An 18826-nucleotide genomic window follows, 5' to 3' on the forward strand; every position below is an offset into this window, starting at 1 on the left:
GATCAGCAAGAAGTAATCAGCACAGGGAGCCGTACTCCGTGCCGTACCAGTTGCTCCAGACGGTGAAGTTTCGCGTGGTGCCGTTCTTCAGCTCGTAGAAGCGGAACCGGACGCACTTGCCTTCCTTGTGGTCGAAGTCGCAGTAGTCCCAACCCTGGGCGGCGGGAAGCGACTGGCAGTAGTTGTCCTTGCCGTAGTTGGTTTGCACGTGGACGACCGTGGCCCAGCCGTTCTCCTGAAGGTCGCGCACCCACTGGTTGTCACCGACCCACTGGAAGCAGGTCTCGCCCCAATAGGTGCCGAAGAATCGGCACTTGGTGGTATCGGGCCCGGCCTGGGTCTTTGCGGCGAGCGGCCTGGCGGTGGCTGCGGCGGTGACGGTCATGGCGGGGTTGGTCATGGTGCTGGTGTCGGGGCCGTCGGCGTCCTCGTCCGGTACGGCGGCGTACGCCGTACCGATGCTCCCGGTGAGCAGGAGCAGGGCAGTGGCGGCAGTGGCGAAGGTGCGGCGAAGTCGCATGGGCGGTCCTTAGGGCGAAGGAGGCTATGACATAGGACATCCTATGTCCTCCGCGTGGACAAATTGCGCGCGATGCGTGGCGGATCGTCAGTACTGTGTGGGCATGACTGACCAGGTGGCCATTCTCGGGGCCGGTGTGATGGGCGAGACGTTGTTGTCCGGGCTGATTCGGGCCGGACGGCGACCGGAGCAGTTGCTGATCACCGAGCGGCGGGCGGAGCGGGCGGCCGAGCTGCGCGAGCGGTACGGCGTCGATGTCGTCTCGAACCTGGATGCCGCAGCGAAGGCCGACACCCTGGTGCTGGTCGTGAAGCCGCAGGACATGCCGGAGCTCCTGGCCGAGATCGCGCCGGTGGTGAAGCCCACCCAGACAGTGGTCTCGCTGGCCGCGGGTATCTCCACGAGCTTCATCGAGTCGCGGCTGCCCGAAGGCGTGGCCGTCGTTCGGGTGATGCCGAATACGCCGGCTCTCGTCGACGAGGGCATGGCGGCGATCTCCCGTGGCGCGCATTGCGACGAGAGCCACCTCGCGCTGGCCGAAGGCCTGCTGTCCGCGACCGGCCGGGTGATCCGCGTTCCGGAGAAGCAGCAGGACGCGGTGACCGCGATCTCCGGGTCCGGTCCGGCGTACATCTTCTTCGTTGTCGAGTCGATGATCGAGGCCGGTGTCCACATGGGCCTGCCGCGCACCACGGCCACCGACCTCGTCGTACAGACCGTTGTCGGTTCGGCCAAGCTGCTGCGGGAGACCGGTGAGCACCCGACCGTTCTGCGGGAGCGCGTGACGTCCCCGGGCGGTACGACGGCCGCCGCCGTACGGGAGTTGGAGGACCACAAGGTCCGTGCGGCTTTCCTCTCCGCGATCGAGGCGGCGCGCAACCGTTCCCGCGATCTCGCCGCCGAATAACCCCTGCCGAATAACACCAATGGAGTGGCTGGCGTTATTCTGAGCCCACTCTTTCGGCAAGGATGAATCGATGATCGTTCCCGCCCATGGCTAATCGTTCGGCGCAGAAGAGCCCCGAGCAGCTGAGCGCTGCCCCGGAGCCGGTGGCGCAGCTGCCGGAGTTGCCGTGGCGGGTGCCGCTCGACCCGGCGCCGTGGTGGGCCTGGGCGCTGTTCGTGGTGCCGTTCATCGCCATCCCCGCGCTGAATTCCTGGCTCTGGATGGGCGCCCGCGACATCCTCGCGGTCTTCCTGCTGACGATCATCGGCGCCTCGGTGGTCCGGATCGCCGGCGGCGTCGTGCTCTACCGCGTGATGCTGACCCCGACCGGCCTCAAGGCGCGGACGAGCATGCTGATCCGCAGCCTGCCCTGGCAGGACGTCGACAAGCTCGAGGTCGGCAGCGACAACGTCGTGCTGACCCGCGGCAAGGACGAGAACGAGATCAACGGCATCCCGGCCGACCGCACCGTCGAGGTCGCCGCGGTGATGGAGGCCCTGCGCCAGCGGGCCGTCGGCCGCCCGGCCCGCCGCGCCACCCCGCGCCCCGGCATCGGCGCCCTGCTCGTCCTGCTCTACCTGGTGCTCTCCATTGGTTCTTTCCTGATGCGCTGGCACCTGGTTTAACGCCAGACGTAGGGTCGAGGCCATGGACTTTTCCTTTTGGCCGAACGCCGGTCGCAGCTGGACCGAGATCCTCGAAGGTGCCAAGTACGCCGAACGTACCGGCTGGCACGGCGTCTGGATCGCCGACCATTTCATGAAGAACGGCGACGACCTGTCGACTCCGGTGAACGAGGCGTTCGCGCTGCTCGCCGGTCTCGCGGTCCGCACCGAGCGGGTGCGAATCGGCTCGATGGTGCTCGGCAACACCTACCGGCACCCGGCCGTCGCCGCCAACGCGGCCGCGACGATCGACCAGATGAGCAACGGCCGGTTCGTGTACGGCATCGGCGCCGGCTGGCAGGTCAACGAGCACGAGGCCTACGGCATCGAACTGCCTGCCGTGAAGCCGCTGCTGGCCCGATTCGAAGAGGCCTGCCAGGTGCTCACCGGCCTGCTGACGCAGGAGCGGACGACCTTCGACGGCAAGTTCTACCAGCTCAAAGACGCCCCGCTCGAGCCCAAGCCCACCAAGCTCCCGGTCCTGATCGGCGCCTCCGGCGAAAAGGTTGCCCTCGGCATCGTTGCCAAGTACGCCGACGAGTGGAACCACTGGGGGCGCCCGGATCTCGCCACCCACAAGGGAAAAGTCTTCGCCGAGCACTGCGAGAAGATCGGCCGCGACCCCAAGTCGGTACGACGTTCCGCCCAGACCTTCCTCGAAGTCATCGCCCCCGGTGACACCGAGGCGGTCGCGCGCAAGGCGGACTTCGAGGCCCGCGGCCTGCACGTGATCATGGGCTCCGCCCAGGAAGTCCTCGACGTCGTCGCGCAGTACCCCGAGGCCGGCATCGACGAGGTCCTCGTCCCCGACCACTGGTTCGGTTCCGGCGCCAAGCGCTTCGAAACCCTCGAACGCCTCCGCGAAGAGGTCTTCAACAAGATCTAAAGGGACAGCGTGGCCATCACGGGCCAGTGATCACTGGGCAGCCGTCCGCCGGGACGGAAGTGCGAGACGGCTGCCTCGGTCACTGTCCAGGCCGGGCTCACCAGGATGTGGTCGATCCGGTCGTCGTCCTCGGCGCCGGTGAAGTCGTGCCAGCTGCCGCCGGCATCGGCCGGTACGGCGTAGCGCAGGCCGGCGTCGGTGAGGGCCTTCAACGGCGGTGAATCCGGGGTCGCGTTGAGGTCGCCCATGACGATCCACGGCAAGTCACCCGCGGTCCACTTGGCGACCAGTCGCGACGACTGCAGCTGCGCGACCTGACCTGCGTGGTCGTAATGCGTGTTCAGTACGCCGATCGTCGTACCGCTGCGGTGTCGCAGCCACACCAGCGTCGCCACTCGGGTCAGATGAGCGTCCCAGCCGACCGAGCCCGGCGTACCGGGGTCATCGGACAGCCAGCGTGTTTCGGAGCGCTCGAGCTTCCAGTCGCCGGGGCGGATGAGCACCGACGAGTGCTCGCCGGCGCTCATACCGTCGTCCCGGCCCGCGCCGACGATCTCCCATTTCGGGAACCGGAAGCGCAGGTAGTCGAGCTGGTCGGGCAGCACTTCCTGCAGCCCGACCACGTCCGCTTCGAGCAGTTCGATGGCCGCCACGGCCGCTTCTCGCCGCAGCGGCCAGGCGTTTTCGCCGTCCGGGGCGGAGGAGTTGCGGAGGTTAAAAGTGGCGGCGCGGATCTTCATGGAGCACAGCCTGCCAAACCCATGGCTCGCATCGCCGCTTGGAGTCTTGGTTCGCTGGCCGCAAGGGCCCGATCCCGGCCCTGCGCCAGCAGCCCGTCGATCGCGCCGGGGTCGGTCGCCAGCCGCGCGTACTCCTTCTGCAGCGGCTCGATGACCGCCAGTACGGCGTCCGCAACATCCCGCTTGAGATCGCCGTACGACGAATAACCCAGCGCCAGTTGCGCGGGATCACCACCAGTGCACGCAGCCAGGATCTCGAGCAGATTCGTCACCCCAGGCTTGGCGGCCTCGTCGTGGCGGACCTCGTTGTCGGAGTCCGTCACGGCCCGCATGATCTGTCGCCGGATGACATCCGGCGGGTCGAGCAGCCGAATCGTCCCGACCGCGTCGTCGGCATCGGACTTGTTCATCTTGGCGGTCGGGTTGGCCAGATCCTTGATCCGCGTCGCCAGCGCCGCCTTGTGCAACTCCGGTACGACGAACGTGTCGCCGTACTCGCGGTTGAAGCGGACCGCGACATCGCGCGCCAGCTCCACGTGCTGGTCCTGATCACCGCCCACCGGAACCCGCTGGGCGCCGTACAGGAGGATGTCGGCGGCCATCAGGCACGGATAGGTGAACAGCGAGGCCCGGGTCATCGGGCGGCCGCCCTTCTCCTTGTACTGGATCATCCGGGACAGCTCGCCGACGTACGACGTGCATTCGAGCAGATAGGCGAGTTGGGCGTGGGTGGGGACGTCGGACTGGACGAAGACGGCTCCGGGTGGGATTCCGGCGGCGAGCATCAGCGTCGCGCACTCCCGGGTGAGCGTGGCTAGCCGCCGTGGATCGTGTTTCGTGGTCATCGCATGCAGGTTCGCGACGAAGAAGAATCCGTCCGGGTCGGTGAACCGGGACAGGGCCCCGAGGTAATTGCCGAGGGTCAGGCGGCCGGACGGGGTGATGCCGGAGAGCGAGGTCATAGCAGTGCCTTTCGGTGAGTGTGGGGTCTCACCGAGGCATGAAAAAAGGCCGTCTCGGCGAGACGGCCTCGTGGATGCGTGTGAACGCCGGGTGACCGCCCTAGACGGCCCACCACTGCTGCAGCTTCATGTTCACGCCTCAAGCCTAGCCCGGGACCGGCGAGACGGCTACCTCAGGCTCACTCTGGGCAATGATTCTGTTTTTCCTTGCAGATCCTGTAACGCTTTGCAGCCCGGCACCGATGAACCGTTCGTTGGACCCGCTGCTGACCCAGCGCTTGAGCGGGCCGGCGCGTCCTGGGAGGGGTGTCGCGCCGCCCGCTGCTCCAACCCCCTGCACCGGGAGCCAAAATAAGAGCATGACGGTGCAGGTACGGCGATTGGCCGTGGGCGACTGGGAGATCCTGCGCGAGGTCCGGCTCCGGGCCCTGCGTGAGGCGCCGCAGTCCTTCTATGAGGCGTACGACGATTCGGTCGCGCAGACCGAGGCGGATTGGCGCGCCCGGCTGGGCGACCCCACGAAGGTGACGCTGCTGGCTGAGTCCGACGGGCAACCGGCTGGGATGGTCATCGGCGTACCGGCTGGTCCCGACGAGCGCGACCCCGACGCCGCGCTGATGCTGTCGATGTGGGTCGACCCGGCGTTCCGCGGAGTCGGCGTGGCCGACGCGCTGACGGCTGAACTGCTGGTCTGGTCGCGAGAGCAGTCCTTCAAGCGCCTGTTGCTCTGGGTGTACGACGCCGCTCCACGCGCCGCCGCGTTCTACCGCCGGGCCGGCTTCGAGTCGACCGGGCGCGTCGACACCTTCTACGACGCGACGCGCCCGCTCACCCTCATGGTCCAGAACCTCTAGGCGGTCGGCACCAGGCTGATGTCGATCGCGTCGAGCTCGGTGTAGCAGTCACCCTTCATGAACGTGACCGTGTTCTTTCCGGCAGTCAGCGGCAGGTCGACCTTCGAGATGGCGAACAAGTCCCAGCTGTACGACGGGTAGCTGACGATCTGCTGCGGCCCGCCGTTGGCGCTGACCTTGTGGGTGCAGGTGGCGTTCATGCCGTTCGCGCCCCGGGCCCGGATCCGGTAGTTGCCGGTGGTACCGACCTCGAAGCTGAACTTGACGAAGCTGTCCGGGTTGTCGATGTAGCCGATCTTCGCGCCGCCGGAGGCCGAGGTGATCTGGGTCCGCTTGGTCGGCGCACCGCTGATCGACGCGTTAGCTGACTGTTCTGCCTCGAAACGCGTTACCTGCTGGCCGGTCAGGGCGGCGTACCAGCGGACTGCGGCCTTGGAGGCCGCGCCGTAGTTCGGGTGCCACATGTCGACGAAGTCGTAGGGATGGAAGAGCCCCGAGTTGGCGTCGAGGTAGTCGACCTTCTTGCCCGCGGCAACCTTTGCGGCGACGATCCCGGGGATCGTGTAGTTGAAGGCGGCGACCCGGCTGTAATGGTCGGCGTTCGCGAGCTGCGGGATGGCACTCACGAAGACCCGGACGTTCGGCAGCGTCGTGGTGATGGTGTCGATGAGCGCCGACAGCTTGCCGGGCGCGGCGCCCGCCGAGGCGTCGTCGTACATGTCGTTGGTGCCGATCTGGAGCGTGATCACGTCCGGCGTGTAGGTGTTCAGCCAGCCGACCACGCCGCCCTGGATCTGGCCGAGCGTCCAGCCGCCGTGCCCCTCGTGGTTGCGGTCGCCGACCACGGTCGGGCCGGAGGTGACCGAGCCGACGAAGTCCACTGGGCGGTTGTCGGCCTGCAGCATTTGGAAGAGATCCACCCGGTACGACGCTCCGGGCGCGTCGCCGCCGGCCGTATTGGAGTCGCCGATCGGCATCAGCTTGGTCGGCGTCGCCCGATTGATCGGTACGGCGGGATCGTCGGCGGCGGGTGCGTTCGTGGCGCTGGTCACGGTTCCGGCGGTGAACGCCGTACCGATGAGGGCTGCCGAGCCGATGAGCGCGGGGAGAACGCGGGCGAGGGCGCGCATGAGGTTCCTCCAGGGGGACGGGCCAGCGGTTCTGGCACCTGATCGTCGGTCGGCGGACAGGCCCCGGCAAACCATTCGACAGACCCCGAATCATCAGTGGGCCGCTAAGGTCGGATCCATGAGTGGTGAGGCGAGATTGGTCTATGACGATGCGCTGACGCGGTACGACTTCGGTCGCGGCCATCCGATGAGCCCGATCAGAGTGCAGCTGACCATCCGGCTGGCCGAGCAGCTCGGGATCTTCGACCACTTGCCGGTCGTGCCGGCTCCGGTGGCGAGTGATGAATTGCTCCGGACCGTGCACACGGCTGAGTACGTCGAGGCGGTCAAGCGGGCCAGCGCGGATCCCGACGTACCGGATCTAGACCACGGGCTCGGTTCGGACGACACCTACAATTTCGCCGGCATGCATGAGGTCAGCGCGCAGATCGCCGGCGCCAGCGTCGAGGCGGCGCGGTCGGTGTGGGAGGGCGAGGTCCTGCACGCGGCGAACATCGTCGGCGGCCTGCACCACGCGATGCCGAACCGGGCCAGCGGGTTCTGCGTCTACAACGACCCGGCGGTCGCGATTCAATGGTTGCTCGACAACGGCGCTGAGCGGGTCGCGTACGTCGACGTCGACGTGCACCACGGGGACGGCGTACAGGAAGTGTTCTACAACGACCCGCGGGTGCTGACCGTGAGCCTGCACGAGTCGCCGACCACGCTCTTCCCGGGGACCGGGAGCTCGGGTGAGATCGGCGGACCGGATGCGCGGGGGTCGGCGATCAACGTTCCGCTGCCGCCGGGGACCGGGGATTCCGGTTGGTTGCGGGCGTTCCACGCGATCGTGCCGGATGCGATCAAGGCATTCCAGCCGTCGATCCTGGTGACTCAGCACGGGTGCGATTCGCACGTGGAGGACCCGCTGGCGCACCTGACCAAGACGGTGGATGGGCAGCGGGCGGCGTACCTGGCTCTGCACGACCTGGCGCACCAGGTGTGTGACGGGAAGTGGGTCGCGACGGGTGGTGGCGGCTACGCGATCATCGACGTCGTCCCGCGGGCCTGGAGCCACCTGCTGGCGATCGTGGCGGGCAAGCCGATCGACCCGCAGACCGACGTACCGGCTGCTTGGCGCGAAGAGGTACAGATCCGCTTCGGCCGGGTTGCGCCGATGCGGATGACAGACGGGCGCGACCCGGAGTATGTGGACTGGTCGACCGGTTACAACCCGGATGCCTGGCTGGACCGGTCGATCAAGGCCAGCCGTGACATCAGCTTCCCGTTCCTGGGGCTCGACCCTACGTACTGACTTCGTCACAGGATCGAGTCACACGAGTCCCCCTCTTTCCCATTCGCACCAACAGCCACTACCCTCAACCTATGCACGGACGGAGGTGCCGGAGGGGAAGCCGGCGCACGATCCGTGCTGGAAGTGCGGTGCGCAAATGGCATCAAAGAAGTCCGGTGGTGAGCAGCCGCTCGCAGAGGTGAAGTTTCTGACCGTGGCAGAGGTTGCCACGGCTATGCGCGTGTCCAAGATGACGGTGTACCGCTTGGTGCATTCCGGTGAGCTGCCCGCAGTGCGGGTGGGTCGTTCGTTCCGGGTATCGGAGGACGCAGTGCACGACTACCTCAAGGGCGCCTTCTTTCAGGCCGGATAACCACGAGAGAAGCGGCCGGATCCCTTACGGGGGACCGGCCGCTTCGTCATTTCCGGAGCGTGCGGAGCAGCTCGGTGAGCTGCTCGACCGTCTCTTCCGGGACGTCCTTGAAGTGGTCGTGGTGTGCTCTCGAGGCCGCGATCACGGCCTCTTCGGCCGCCTGCACCCCCGCGTCGGTCAGGCGGATCTGGGTCCCGCGGCCGTCGACCGGGTCCGGCTCACGGTCGACGTAGCCCCGCCGTACCAGCTGGTTGACGACGTTGCTGGTGCCGCCGGAGGACAGGAAGAGGTTGCGGCTCAGATCCGACGGCTTCTGCCGGTATGGCGCTCCCTCGCGCCGGAGCGCGATGATCACCCCGTATTCGGCGCCGGTGAGGTTCAGCTCCCGGAGCACTGGGCGGACCGCCTGATCCAGCTCGTCGGCCAGCAGCAGCGTCCGCTTCACCAGCTCGCTCGTGGAGTGCAGGGTGTCCGGCAGCTCTCGCTGCCAGGCCGCCAGGATCCCGTCCACCCGATCCGTCGTCATGGTTGACAGTCTAGATGCCTTTGGTGATAGCTTTTAAGAAAGCTTTCCACTGAGGGGATTTCTGATGCGCACACTCGTGCAGGGTGGTTTGGTCATCGATACCGCGCCGGAAGTGACCGTTCGGCGCGGGGTCGACGTACTGATCGAGGATGGTCGGATCGCTGCCGTCGGCGCCGGACTGCCGGCGGACGGCGCGTCCGTGATCGATGCGCGGGGGCGGATCGTGCTGCCGGGGTTCGTCGACACCCACCGGCATGTCTGGCAGACGGCGCTGCGGGGGATCGGCACCGAGGGCGACCTCGGCTTCTACTTCGACCACGTGATGCAAGCGCGTGGTACGCGGTATCGCCCGGAAGACGTTGCTGTGAGCAACCTTGTTGGGGCGTTGGAGTGCCTGGACGGCGGCATCACCACCGTGCAGGACTACTCGCACGTGCAGGGCTCGGCTGTCTTTGCCGAGGCTGCCGTTGATGCTTTGGATCGCAGTGGAATCCGTGCGGTCTACGGCTTCGGCCCATCGCCGCTGGTCGGTGGCATGGTCGACTCGGCCGCTCTGCATCATGTCGCCGACCTCGCCTCCCCGCGGATCACGATCGCGCTCGCCTCCACAGGGCCTGCGTACGCGCCGTTCGATGTTGTTCAGGCTGACTGGGCGCTCGCTGCTGAGTTAGGGCTCTCGGTGGTCACCCACATTGACCGCAGCGGGGTCACCCAGACGCCGATCGCCTTGCTGGCCGAGGCGGGCCTGCTCCGCGCCAGCACGCTCTACGTCCACTGCAACAATCTCTCGGACTCCGAGTTGAAGTTGATTGCTGACTCCGGGGCCTCGGTTTCGATCACCCCCGCTGTCGAGTCTCGGCTTGAGATGGGTCCCGCTGTGGCTGCGCGCCTGAAGTCCTTGGGTGTCCCGTTCGCGCTCGGGATCGACACCGTCACCAGCGCTCCTGGCGATATGTTCAGCATCATGCGGCAGGTCCTCGCGCTCGGCTATGGGTCGTTCACCGCTTCTGAGGTGCTCCGATTGGCCACTGTTGCTGGGGCTCAAGCCCTTAGCCTGCCCTCCGTCGGGTCCCTTGCCGTGGGCAACCATGCTGACCTGATGCTGTTGCGTGCCTCGGATGTGAATCTGGCAGGCGGGCTCGTTGACCCGGTGGCCACTGTTGTCAGCTCGGCTCATCCTGGCAATGTGGAAACCGTTCTGGTGGGCGGTGCTGTTGTGAAGCGTGATGGCCACCTGGTCACCGCGCCTCCGGTCGATGCCTTCGCGAGCTCAATCGCTCACCTCTTCGTCTGAGGGCTGCTTGTACGGCGGGACCGGTTGCTGCGCGCTCCGATGCGGCCGGAAACGTATGGCTTGTGGCTGGTCGCCGCTGCGGCCGATTTACAGTGGGAGGGTGGTGCGGCCCGGCGCGTGGCTGAGGGGGATGGCGAGGCCGGCGATCGCGTTCCCGCCGTCTGAGGTGCTCGCTGTGGTTGCGGTCGGTAGCGAGGGAGCCTGGAAAGTGACCCTTGGTGGTGGTGAAAAGCGCTGGCAAGGAGGTCTGGGGTGCCGCCGTGCGCGGCTGACCCTCGCACGTCGCTACACGTGGATTTTTCGGCGCATAGACCCGAAAAATCCCCGCGTAGTGCGAAGCGCCTCGGCTAGCTCTGACCGCCTCGCTAAGTGGTGGATTTTCGTCACCGGGTCCCCACAATTCACCACTTAGCGCGAGCCCGCCCACGTTCCGGCCCGCCGGGGCCTTGAGTGGAAACTTTTTCGCACATAGCGACAAGGAATTACCACCCAGCGCGAGCAACCCCCGCGCTCCGCTCCGCCTGGGTCGTTGGCCGGCAACTTTTTCTCAAATGGCGACCCTTTATTACCGACTAGCGGAGATCTTGGGCCTCAGCCGTAGCGGGCACCTCAGGCAGCGGTCACGCGGTCGCCGACCTCGCCAGTCCCTCAGCCACGCGCCGGGCTGCACCATCCGTCTCCTTCAATCGGCCGCAGCGGCGCGCAACCAAACGCCGTACCGGCCCGGCCGCATCCGAAACGGAGGTTTGTGGATCGCCAAGGGCACGGAGCGGCCTTGGCGATCCACAAAGCGCATCCAACCAGCGCCCGAAACACCCTGCCGGGCTTGGGTGGAACATTTTGTGCAAGGAGCGACGTGCAGTTTCCACTGGGCGCAGATCTTGGACCCCAGCCACAGCGAGTACCTCAAGCAGCGGTCACGCGGTCGCCGACCTCGCCAGTCCCTCAGCCACGCGCCGGGCCGCACCATCCGTCTCTGTCAATCGGCCGCAGCGGCGAGCAACCACCCAGCCGGTACTTCGGACGCTAGCGCGTGAGGAGGGTTTGGAGAGCGGCGACCACCTCGTCGGGGGATTCTTCGGCGATGAAGTGCCCGGCGGTGGTGAGTTGGTGGGTGAGGTCGGGCGCCCAGGCGCTCCATAACGCGACAGCGTCGAAGCCTAGGGCGGAACCCCAGTCCTGTTGGATGACAGTGACAGGCTGAGTAAGTTTGTTGCCTAGGGCAAGAGACTTGGTGTCGTCGGTGACGTCGACGCTAGCCGACGCTCGGTAGTCGGCGACGATCGACGGGATAGCGGCGCGGGACGCTGACAGGTAGACCGCGCGGACATCGGCGGGGATGGCGGTCGGGTCCTTCGTCCAGACATCGAGGAAGTGACCAAAGAACTGATCGGGCGCACCGGCGATCAAAGCTTCCGGGAGACCGGGCGGCTGGGCCATCAGGTAGAGGTGGAATCCGACGGCGGCGGTGGCCCCGTGCATGACTTCCCACATGTCGAGGGTGGGGAGCACGTCCAGGATGAGCAGGTGGGTGACCGTGTCCGGGTGGTCGAGGGCGGCGCGGAAGGCGACCAGGGCGCCGCGGTCGTGACCGGCGAGCGCGAACGTCGAATGCCCGAGAGCCTGTACGGCGGCAATGATGTCGGCCGCCATCGTGCGTTTCGAGTACCCGTCGAGCGGCTTGTCACTGTCGCCGTAGCCACGCAGGTCGGGGCAGATGACCGTGTGGTCGACAGCGAGCTTGGCGGCCACATGCCGCCACATCAGGTGCGTCTGCGGAAACCCGTGCAGCAGCACGATCGGCGTACCGGTGCCGCCTACTGCGACGTTGAGGGTGACGCCGTCGACGCCGGGGAGCTGGTGGTAGTCGAATCCGTTGATCTTCACCTGTCCAGAGTTGCGGGAGTGGATGAGCGTTGGATGAGCACTACGGTGAGCGGGTGGAGTTCGGGGTGCTTGGGCCGGTGGTGGCTTGGGATGACGCGGGGGAGCTGGTCGCGCTCAAGGGGCCGCGGCATCGGGCGGTGCTGGCCCGGCTGATCGTGGCGCGTGGCCGGGTGGTTCCTGCGACCCGCCTGGTGGACGAGCTGTGGCAAGAGCCGCCAGAGGGCGCGCTGAGCGCCGTACGGACGTTTGTGGCGGCACTGCGCCGATCACTCGAGCCAGACCGCGCACCGCGGACACAGCCCAAGCTGCTGGTGACAGAGGGCCCCGGCTACGCCTTGCGGGTGGACAAAGTCGACGCCTGGCGGTTTGAGGCGGCTGTCGAGGCGGGGGAGTACGAAGCAGCTCTCAAGCTCTGGCGCGGTCCCGCGTACGCCGACTTCGCCGATGAGCCGTGGGCGTTGGGGGAGCGCGGACGGCTCACCGAGCTGCGCTTGCTGGCCGTAGAGCGGCTGGCGGACACGCGACTGACTAACGGCCAGGCCGCAGCGGCCGTGGCTGACCTGGACGCGCATGTGACTGAGCACCCGTGGCGTGAGGAGGGCTGGCGGCTCCTGGCGCTCGCGCTCTACCAGTCCGGTCGCCAGGCCGACGCACTCGCCGTACTGCGTCGGGCCCGGGCCATGCTGGTCGAACAGCTAGCCATAGACCCCGGTACGGCGCTCACTCGGCTCGAGGCGGACATCCTCAACCAAGCCGTGGAGCCCGCGTCGGTGTGGTCTGCCACCGCAGCTGCCTATCAACGCACTAGCGGCGCACGCGCTCAACTCGAATCAACAGTCGGGCTACTGCGCAGTCTCGCCGTCACCGGCGAACTCGGCGAGGTCCGCCGGCACCGCCTGGCCGCGATCACTGCAGCCGAAGAGCTCGGCGATCCAGACCTGACAGCACGCGTGATCGGCGCGTACGACGTACCGGCGATCTGGACGCGATCCGACGACGAGCTGCAGGCCGCTGCGATCGTCCGAGCCGCCGAGCGGGTTCTTCCGACCCAAGACCACCCCGCGATCCGCGCCCGCCTACTCGCGACAGTCGCCTTGGAATCAAGGGGTTCCAGCGCCGACCGACCGCTGGAAGCAGCGCGCGAGGCCGAGCAGCTCGCCCGCACCCTGGACGACCCCGCGATCCTCGCCTTCGCGCTGAACGGCGTCTTCATTCAGTCCTGCCGACAAGCCGGCCAGTCGGTGATCCGCGACGGGATCGGCGCCGAGCTGATCGCCCTCGCCGAGCGCCACGCGCTCCCGTCGTACGAGATTCTCGGGCGCCTGATCCGCCTGCAGTCGGCCTGTGCCATCGCCGACCACGCCGCCGCCGACGAGCATGCAGCTGCGGCTGACGCGTTGGCCGCGCGACACGACTCACCGCTCGTGGGCGTCTTCACCGCCTGGTACGCCGCCCTCCGCACCGACACCCCGGCTGCCTACCAACGAGCCGCGACCGAACGCCCGGCCACCGCCATGCCCGGTCTCGATCACGGTCTACTCCCACTGGCGCTTGCGACCCACGCCCTCCGACACCAAGCCGTCGTACAGGCTGTGGACTACGGGCCGCACACCCCCTGGATCCAGCCCCTATTACTGGTTGCCCAAGGCAAGTACTCGTATGCCGCCCGACTCCTCAGTCATGCGGCAACCCCGCCCCCAGGCCTCTTCCTCGAAGTCCACTGGGCCCTCCTTGCCCAAGCCGCCAAAGCGGTGGATCACCAACCCATGCTGGCCAAAGCCCAAGCCGCCCTGCGCCCAGCCGCAGCCGAACACGCCGGAGCCCAGTCCGGCCTCCTGACCCTCGGCCCCGTCGCCAACTACCTCTAGGCCGGCTTGGTAGCCCGTACGGCGAGGGCGTGCGGGACGCCGAATCGCTCGGGCTCGATGAAACGCTCGAGGGTGAGGCCGGTGGCGAGGAACGCGTTGAGGTATTCGGCGAGTGGGACGTGGTGCATGCCGACGCGGCGGCGGATGCCGTCTTCGCCCCAGGCCGGCGAGTCCTCGTGCCAGCCGCCTTGGCGGTACGTCGGATGGATGGTCCGGCTGTCGTCCTCGTTGTAGATGACATGCGGGCCGTTGAACGCCGGGTGCACGCCGTAGACGACCAGCACGCCACCCGGACGCAGGATTCGAGTGGCCTCGCGCAGGACCAGGTCGAAGTCTTCGACGTCGGTGTGGATCCACATGATCATGGCGGTGTCGAAGGACTCGTCCGCGATCGGCAGTGCAGCGGCGTCGGAGACGAACAGCGGACCGGACGTGCGACCGCGCGCCAGGCGGAGCTGATCGGCGGAGAAGTCAGTGCCGATGACCTCGCGCCCGCTGGCTCGGATGGTTTCGAAGTTGCGGCCGGTACCGCAGCCGATGTCGAGACAGGGGCCTGAGCCCTGACCGAGCAGCTCGAGCAGACCGGGCTGATGGGGCTCCGCGCCGACCACGAAACGATCGTCGTACCAGTCGGCCAGACCGTCGTACCGGGCCTTCGTGACAGTGTTCATACGAGCCTCCCCAGACGTGATCTCCACCCTACCCAAGGCCCGCTTTAGGTCCACGAGGTGACGTACAGGTAAGCTTTGCCGACGTTCTCTTTGAGTTTGGATGGTCCTACTGTGGGTTCTGTAATCAAGAAGCGCCGCAAGCGTATGGCGAAGAAGAAGCACCGCAAGCTGCTGAAGAAGACGCGGGTTCAGCGCCGCAAGCTCGGTAAGTAGCCTCCGTTTGTGAAGTAGTAGGGCCCGTCGCGCCTCAGGCACTGAGGCGATGCGGTGTTCAGTGGGGTTGTTGCTGTCTGGCTGGGGGCTTCTCGTGGCACAGGTAGTAATGGTGACCGGCGTCTCGCGAGATGCCGGTGCTCGGTGTGCCCGAAGACTGGCCGACGATCCGTCGATCGGCACGGTGCTCGGCATCGACGTGGTTCCGCCACGTGCTGAGCTGGGCCGGGTCCGGTTCGTTCGAGCCGACATCCGCAACCCCGTGATCGCGAAAGTGATTGCCGCCGAGGGCGTCGATACCGTCGTCCATACCGGCGTTGTGGCCACCCCGGGCAGTGCCGGCGGCCGGTCGTCGATGAAAGAGATCAACGTCATCGGCACCATGCAGCTGCTCGCCGCCTGTCAGAAGGCACCCGGTGTGGCCAAGCTGGTGGTGAAGTCGTCGACCACGGTGTACGGCGCGGGTCCTCGCGATCCCGCCATGTTCACCGAGGAGATGGCGCCGCGGGCGATCGCTCAGACCGGTCTGAGCAAGGACGCGGTCGAGGTCGAGGGATATGTGCGCGGGTTCGCCCGGCGCCGCCCCGATGTCTGCGTGACCACGCTCCGGATGGCGAACTGGATCGGCCCCAAGACCGACTCCCCGATGACCCGCTACTTCGGCCTCCCCGTCGTACCGACTGTCTTCGGTTACGACGCCCGCTTGCAGTTTCTGCACGAGGACGACGGCATCGAGGCGATCCACCACGCCACGGTGAACGAGATCCCCGGGACGTTCAACTTGGCCGGCGACGGTGTGCTCGCACTGTCCCAGGCGATCCGCCGGCTCGGCCGCCCAGTCGTCCGGCTGCCCTCGTTCACAGCCTCCAGTACGGCGGCCGCCGTGCGGCGCGCGCGGTTGGCGGACTTCTCGCCGGACCAGATCACCTTCCTGACGTATGGCCGCGTCGTCGACACCACGCGGATGCGGAGCGACTTCGGTTTCGAGCCGCAGTTCACGACCGCGGAGGCGTTCGAGGAGTTCCGGCAGTCCCTCGGGCCGGGCGCGGCCACCCAGGTGACGTCGCTGCTCACGTCCGGGCTGGGAGCGTTCCGTGGCTGACGCGGAGGTGATCCCGATCGGCTCCGGTGGACGCCCAGGTCGCGGAAGCGGCCGTCGTACGACGCCCTCCGCGGCTGCCCGCGCCCTCGCGGGCCCGGGGAACGGCAAGCCGAAAAAGCCGAAGGTGAAGACCGCCGATTCCAAGGCGTCAGGCACGTCGGGGACAGACGAGACAGTGACGCAGCTGCCCAGCGACGCGGTTTCTGGTGCCAGGGTCACCGAAGACGGCAGTACCCGAAGCAGCAGCACTCGGACCGAGAGCCGGGGGCCGGATCTCGGGGCGCTGGCTGGGTTGGCCGGGCTGGATTTTGCTGCCCTCGAGAAGGCCGCGCGCGACCTGTTCGGTGCGGACGGCGAGCGGCGGATCGCGGAGTGGTTCGCGTTCCTGCGCCGGCGGCTGACGGGGGAGTACGAGGTCGACGAGTTCGGCTTCGACTCCGACCTGACCGATCAGATCCTGCTGCCGTTGCTGCGCCCGCTCGCGGAGAAGTGGTTCCGCGTCGAGGTCCGCGGGGTCGAGAACATCCCCGAGACCGGCAGCGCACTGATCGTCGCGAACCACTCGGGCACCATGCCGCTCGACGGCCTGATCACCCAGCTGATCGTCGCCGACCACACCAACCGCCCGCTGCGCACACTCGCCGCCGACCTGGTCTTCCGCACGCCGTTCGTCGGTGAGTGGTCCCGCAAGGGCGGCGCCACGCTGGCGAACAACGACGACGCCGAGCGCCTGCTCCGCCAGGGAAATCTGGTCGGCGTCTGGCCCGAGGGTTTCAAGGGTCTCGGCAAGCCGTTCAGCGAGCGCTACAAGCTGCAGCGCTTCGGTCGTGGTGGATTCGTCAGCGCCGCGATGCGAACCGGCGTACCGATCGTTCCGTGCTCGATCGTCGGCGCCGAGGAGATCTACCCGCTCGTCGGCAACCTCTCCTCGCTGGCCCGCCTGATGGGCGTCCCGTACGTCCCCGTCACCCCCTTCTTCCCCCTGCTGGGGCCCCTCGGCCTGATCCCGCTCCCCAGCAAGTGGCTGATCGAGTTCGGCGAACCCATCCGCACCGACGAGTTCCCCGACGGCGCCGCCGACGACCCCATGCTGGTCTTCAACGTGACCGACCAGGTCCGCGAAACCATCCAGCAAACCCTCTACACCCTCCTCGTCCAACGCCGCAGCGTCTTCTTCTGACCCCATTCAGTACGACGCCCCGTACGTCGTACCGGGGCACCCAACCGCGCCTTGAGCACGGTTCAGTCACGCGCGCCCGCGAAGAATGGCTGATGGGGGCTCAAAGTCGACGCCCACGCCCAAAGAGCAGCCGGCCCACCTTTGGACGGGTCTGGCGTCTTTGGGTGCGTGCGGCATCTTTGGGCACGCACCAACCATCTGGCCGGGGTGGAAGTGGTTGATGGGTTCTCAAAGATGAGGTTGGTGCCCAAAGAGCAGCGGGCCCACCTTTGGGCGCGAGGGGCGTCTTTGGGGGTGCCGCGCGTCTTTGGGTGCCTACCAACCATGTGGAGCCCTTCGAAACGGTTGGTGGGTACTCAAAGATGGCGTTCGTGCCCAAGGCGTAGCGGGCCGGCCTTTGGGCGCGGCGTGTGGGGTAGGCAAAGCAAGAAGCCCGGCCGTGGGGCCGGGCTTCTTGGGTGGTGCGGGTGCTGTTACTTCCAGGGTGGGAGCAGGGTCTGCAGAACACCCGGAAGGTTGAGAATCGGTGGCAGGGTCAGGCTGGGAAACGGCCAGGGCCACGACGGGCTGGTGGATGGGCCGGTCGGGGTGCCTGACGGCGTTCCGCTCGGCTTGGTGGACGGGCGCGGAGGGGTCTTCAGGCCGCTGGGTGGCGGCGTCTGGGACTCCCCGACGATCGTCGTGTTCGGCACCTTGGAAGGTGTCGTGGTGGGCTTGCTGCTCGGGCCGCTCGACGGGTTGGTGACCGGCGGGGTCTTCAGCTTGCCGCTGGGCGGCTCCACTGTCTCCCCGACCGTGCTGGGCACCGGCTGGTTCTTCGGCGGCTTCGGCTTGTCGCACTTCGGGCAGGCCGAGTTCGCGTGCTGAGCCAGTTGGTCGATCGTGGCCAGGGCCTCGACCGCCGACTTCAGCGACTCCGGTGGCAGTTTCGGCCCGAGCCCGACCAGCCCCTGGCGGGCGCTGGTGATGAACGCCGTGACCGCAGTGATCGCACTCGCGTCGCCGTCCTGCTGGTACGACGCGACCAGCCGGGACACGCCCTTGCGGGCCTGCGCCGAGAAGTCGTCGAGAGTGCCGTTGATGGTGGTCGCGGACCCGCCGTTGGCGGCGAGTGCCTGAACCTCGGACAGTCGGGTCTTGGCGTGCTCGAGATCGCGCCGGCCGCGGGAGTCGTCGCCGATCCCCACATTGGTCGCCACGTTCTCGATACTGCGCTTCATCCCGTACAAAGTATCGCCGGGCATCGCCTGCTGAGCGGCAGCGGCAGAACCGATGCCACCTCCCAGCAGGACCAGCGCGGCTGTGCTGGCCACGAGCCGGATGCGCCGGCCATGACGATGGCGGATATCTGTCACGGACGCGTCGACGTCCTCGCCACTCGGCGGGTCGTCGGAGCTGTCAGGGGTGCTGCGCACCATGGTCGGGGTCGTGGTCGCCGCGCGGGCCGCCGCCTGCTCTAGCAGTCGGTGCCTTAGCTCGGCGCTGAACTCCGGCCGAGGTGCAACTGCGCCGGCGGTCCTCAGCCGTCCGACGAGTTCTACAGCCTCTTCCAACTCCGGGTCATCGCTCAGTCGCGAAGAGTGACGGGGCCCGTGATCGACGGCGTGCGCGAAGGTCTCCGCGCGCGCTCGAGCCCTGTGTAGGTCACTCATGGATCTCGTTCTCCTCAATGGCCAGTCGGGGTTACCGACAGGTCCTCACGATGGAGAACGATGAAACTCCCTGACGGGTTACGG

Annotated in this window: 19 protein-coding genes; 11 read left to right on the top strand and 8 right to left on the bottom strand. The window is 67.2% G+C overall.

Going from position 1 to position 18826, the window contains the following annotated elements; translation table 11 throughout:
* Positions 1-16 precede the first annotated feature (16 nt).
* Positions 17-520: a hypothetical protein gene (locus E1263_RS01895; protein ID WP_132164638.1), complete on the bottom strand. Its 504-nt coding sequence runs from the start codon at positions 518-520 to the stop codon at positions 17-19.
* Between the two features lie 103 nt (positions 521-623).
* Here E1263_RS01895 and proC point away from each other — a divergent pair, with 103 nt between their 5' ends.
* The 3 genes from proC to E1263_RS01910 all read left to right on the top strand — a co-directional run bounded on the left by proC (position 624) and on the right by E1263_RS01910 (position 3017).
* Positions 624-1427 carry a pyrroline-5-carboxylate reductase gene (gene proC / locus E1263_RS01900; RefSeq protein WP_132164640.1) on the top strand — a complete coding sequence of 268 codons (804 nt, stop codon included), beginning with the start codon at positions 624-626 and terminating at the stop codon, positions 1425-1427.
* A gap of 86 nt (positions 1428-1513) precedes the next feature.
* On the top strand, positions 1514-2092 hold the full coding sequence (locus E1263_RS01905; RefSeq protein ID WP_238161029.1) for a hypothetical protein: 579 nt from the start codon (positions 1514-1516) through the stop codon (positions 2090-2092).
* Between the two features lie 22 nt (positions 2093-2114).
* Positions 2115-3017: a TIGR03560 family F420-dependent LLM class oxidoreductase gene (locus E1263_RS01910; protein ID WP_132164642.1), complete on the top strand. Its 903-nt coding sequence runs from the start codon at positions 2115-2117 to the stop codon at positions 3015-3017.
* Here the strand turns inward: E1263_RS01910 and E1263_RS01915 are convergent.
* Positions 3014-3757: an endonuclease/exonuclease/phosphatase family protein gene (locus E1263_RS01915; protein ID WP_132164644.1), complete on the bottom strand. Its 744-nt coding sequence runs from the start codon at positions 3755-3757 to the stop codon at positions 3014-3016. The genes E1263_RS01910 and E1263_RS01915 overlap by 4 nt on opposite strands.
* A complete protein-coding gene (trpS, locus tag E1263_RS01920; RefSeq protein ID WP_132164645.1) occupies positions 3754-4719 on the bottom strand; it encodes a tryptophan--tRNA ligase in 966 nt (321 codons plus the stop codon). The genes E1263_RS01915 and trpS overlap by 4 nt, the downstream gene beginning before the upstream one ends.
* Before the next feature lie 359 nt (positions 4720-5078).
* Here trpS and E1263_RS01925 point away from each other — a divergent pair, with 359 nt between their 5' ends.
* A complete protein-coding gene (locus tag E1263_RS01925; RefSeq protein ID WP_165956429.1) occupies positions 5079-5573 on the top strand; it encodes a GNAT family N-acetyltransferase in 495 nt (164 codons plus the stop codon).
* Here the strand turns inward: E1263_RS01925 and E1263_RS01930 are convergent.
* Positions 5570-6703: a GDSL-type esterase/lipase family protein gene (locus E1263_RS01930; protein WP_165956430.1), complete on the bottom strand. Its 1134-nt coding sequence runs from the start codon at positions 6701-6703 to the stop codon at positions 5570-5572. The two genes, E1263_RS01925 and E1263_RS01930, sit on opposite strands and share 4 nt — an antisense overlap.
* A 118-nt stretch (positions 6704-6821) precedes the next feature.
* Between E1263_RS01930 and E1263_RS01935 the strand changes: the two genes are divergently transcribed.
* On the top strand, positions 6822-7997 hold the full coding sequence (locus tag E1263_RS01935) for an acetoin utilization protein AcuC (RefSeq protein WP_132164651.1): 1176 nt from the start codon (positions 6822-6824) through the stop codon (positions 7995-7997).
* Positions 7998-8133: 136 nt separating this feature from the next.
* On the top strand, positions 8134-8349 hold the full coding sequence (locus tag E1263_RS01940) for a helix-turn-helix domain-containing protein (protein WP_012923942.1): 216 nt from the start codon (positions 8134-8136) through the stop codon (positions 8347-8349).
* Positions 8350-8395: 46 nt separating this feature from the next.
* Here E1263_RS01940 and E1263_RS01945 read toward each other — a convergent pair whose 3' ends face one another.
* Entirely contained in the window at positions 8396-8875 is a 480-nt protein-coding gene (locus E1263_RS01945) for a MarR family winged helix-turn-helix transcriptional regulator (RefSeq protein ID WP_132164653.1), read from the bottom strand.
* A 64-nt stretch (positions 8876-8939) separates the two neighbouring features.
* Here E1263_RS01945 and E1263_RS01950 point away from each other — a divergent pair, with 64 nt between their 5' ends.
* Entirely contained in the window at positions 8940-10169 is a 1230-nt protein-coding gene (locus E1263_RS01950) for an amidohydrolase family protein (protein ID WP_132164655.1), read from the top strand.
* Positions 10170-11195: 1026 nt separating this feature from the next.
* Here E1263_RS01950 and E1263_RS01955 read toward each other — a convergent pair.
* A complete protein-coding gene (locus tag E1263_RS01955) occupies positions 11196-12056 on the bottom strand; it encodes an alpha/beta hydrolase (RefSeq protein WP_132164657.1) in 861 nt (286 codons plus the stop codon).
* Between the two features lie 29 nt (positions 12057-12085).
* Here E1263_RS01955 and E1263_RS01960 point away from each other — a divergent pair, with 29 nt between their 5' ends.
* Positions 12086-13924, top strand: coding sequence for an AfsR/SARP family transcriptional regulator (locus tag E1263_RS01960; RefSeq protein ID WP_202868676.1), 1839 nt, complete (start codon positions 12086-12088; stop codon positions 13922-13924).
* Here the strand turns inward: E1263_RS01960 and E1263_RS01965 are convergent.
* Positions 13921-14595 carry a class I SAM-dependent methyltransferase gene (locus tag E1263_RS01965; RefSeq protein ID WP_132164659.1) on the bottom strand — a complete coding sequence of 225 codons (675 nt, stop codon included), beginning with the start codon at positions 14593-14595 and terminating at the stop codon, positions 13921-13923. The genes E1263_RS01960 and E1263_RS01965 overlap by 4 nt on opposite strands.
* Positions 14596-14706: 111 nt before the next feature.
* Here E1263_RS01965 and E1263_RS01970 point away from each other — a divergent pair, with 111 nt between their 5' ends.
* From E1263_RS01970 to E1263_RS01980, 3 genes are all read left to right on the top strand, one after another.
* On the top strand, positions 14707-14808 hold the full coding sequence (locus tag E1263_RS01970) for a 30S ribosomal protein bS22 (RefSeq protein WP_008356322.1): 102 nt from the start codon (positions 14707-14709) through the stop codon (positions 14806-14808).
* Positions 14809-14902: 94 nt separating this feature from the next.
* Positions 14903-15910, top strand: a complete 1008-nt coding sequence (locus tag E1263_RS01975) for an NAD-dependent epimerase/dehydratase family protein (protein WP_238161030.1) — start codon at positions 14903-14905, stop codon at positions 15908-15910.
* Complete coding sequence (locus tag E1263_RS01980; protein WP_132164661.1) at positions 15903-17090, top strand: lysophospholipid acyltransferase family protein; 1188 nt, start codon at positions 15903-15905, stop codon at positions 17088-17090. The genes E1263_RS01975 and E1263_RS01980 overlap by 8 nt, the downstream gene beginning before the upstream one ends.
* Before the next feature lie 473 nt (positions 17091-17563).
* Here the strand turns inward: E1263_RS01980 and E1263_RS01985 are convergent, their stop codons facing one another.
* Entirely contained in the window at positions 17564-18742 is a 1179-nt protein-coding gene (locus tag E1263_RS01985) for a DUF5667 domain-containing protein (RefSeq protein ID WP_132164663.1), read from the bottom strand.
* Between the last annotated feature and the right edge of the window lie 84 nt (positions 18743-18826).

This window comes from Kribbella antibiotica (assembly GCF_004349055.1).
GTDB classification, from domain to species: domain Bacteria; phylum Actinomycetota; class Actinomycetes; order Propionibacteriales; family Kribbellaceae; genus Kribbella; species Kribbella antibiotica.

Excerpts from the sequence above, each read along its gene's own strand:
- E1263_RS01895 (WP_132164638.1), bottom strand. The coding sequence starts at position 520 with ATGCGACTTCGCCGCACCTTCGCCACTGCCGCCACTGCCCTGCTCCTG.
- proC (WP_132164640.1), top strand. The coding sequence starts at position 624 with ATGACTGACCAGGTGGCCATTCTCGGGGCCGGTGTGATGGGCGAGACG.
- E1263_RS01905 (WP_238161029.1), top strand. The coding sequence starts at position 1,514 with ATGGCTAATCGTTCGGCGCAGAAGAGCCCCGAGCAGCTGAGCGCTGCC.
- E1263_RS01910 (WP_132164642.1), top strand. The coding sequence starts at position 2,115 with ATGGACTTTTCCTTTTGGCCGAACGCCGGTCGCAGCTGGACCGAGATC.
- E1263_RS01915 (WP_132164644.1), bottom strand. The coding sequence starts at position 3,757 with ATGAAGATCCGCGCCGCCACTTTTAACCTCCGCAACTCCTCCGCCCCG.
- trpS (WP_132164645.1), bottom strand. The coding sequence starts at position 4,719 with ATGACCTCGCTCTCCGGCATCACCCCGTCCGGCCGCCTGACCCTCGGC.
- E1263_RS01925 (WP_165956429.1), top strand. The coding sequence starts at position 5,079 with ATGACGGTGCAGGTACGGCGATTGGCCGTGGGCGACTGGGAGATCCTG.
- E1263_RS01930 (WP_165956430.1), bottom strand. The coding sequence starts at position 6,703 with ATGCGCGCCCTCGCCCGCGTTCTCCCCGCGCTCATCGGCTCGGCAGCC.
- E1263_RS01935 (WP_132164651.1), top strand. The coding sequence starts at position 6,822 with ATGAGTGGTGAGGCGAGATTGGTCTATGACGATGCGCTGACGCGGTAC.
- E1263_RS01940 (WP_012923942.1), top strand. The coding sequence starts at position 8,134 with ATGGCATCAAAGAAGTCCGGTGGTGAGCAGCCGCTCGCAGAGGTGAAG.
- E1263_RS01945 (WP_132164653.1), bottom strand. The coding sequence starts at position 8,875 with ATGACGACGGATCGGGTGGACGGGATCCTGGCGGCCTGGCAGCGAGAG.
- E1263_RS01950 (WP_132164655.1), top strand. The coding sequence starts at position 8,940 with ATGCGCACACTCGTGCAGGGTGGTTTGGTCATCGATACCGCGCCGGAA.
- E1263_RS01965 (WP_132164659.1), bottom strand. The coding sequence starts at position 14,595 with ATGAACACTGTCACGAAGGCCCGGTACGACGGTCTGGCCGACTGGTAC.
- E1263_RS01985 (WP_132164663.1), bottom strand. The coding sequence starts at position 18,742 with ATGAGTGACCTACACAGGGCTCGAGCGCGCGCGGAGACCTTCGCGCAC.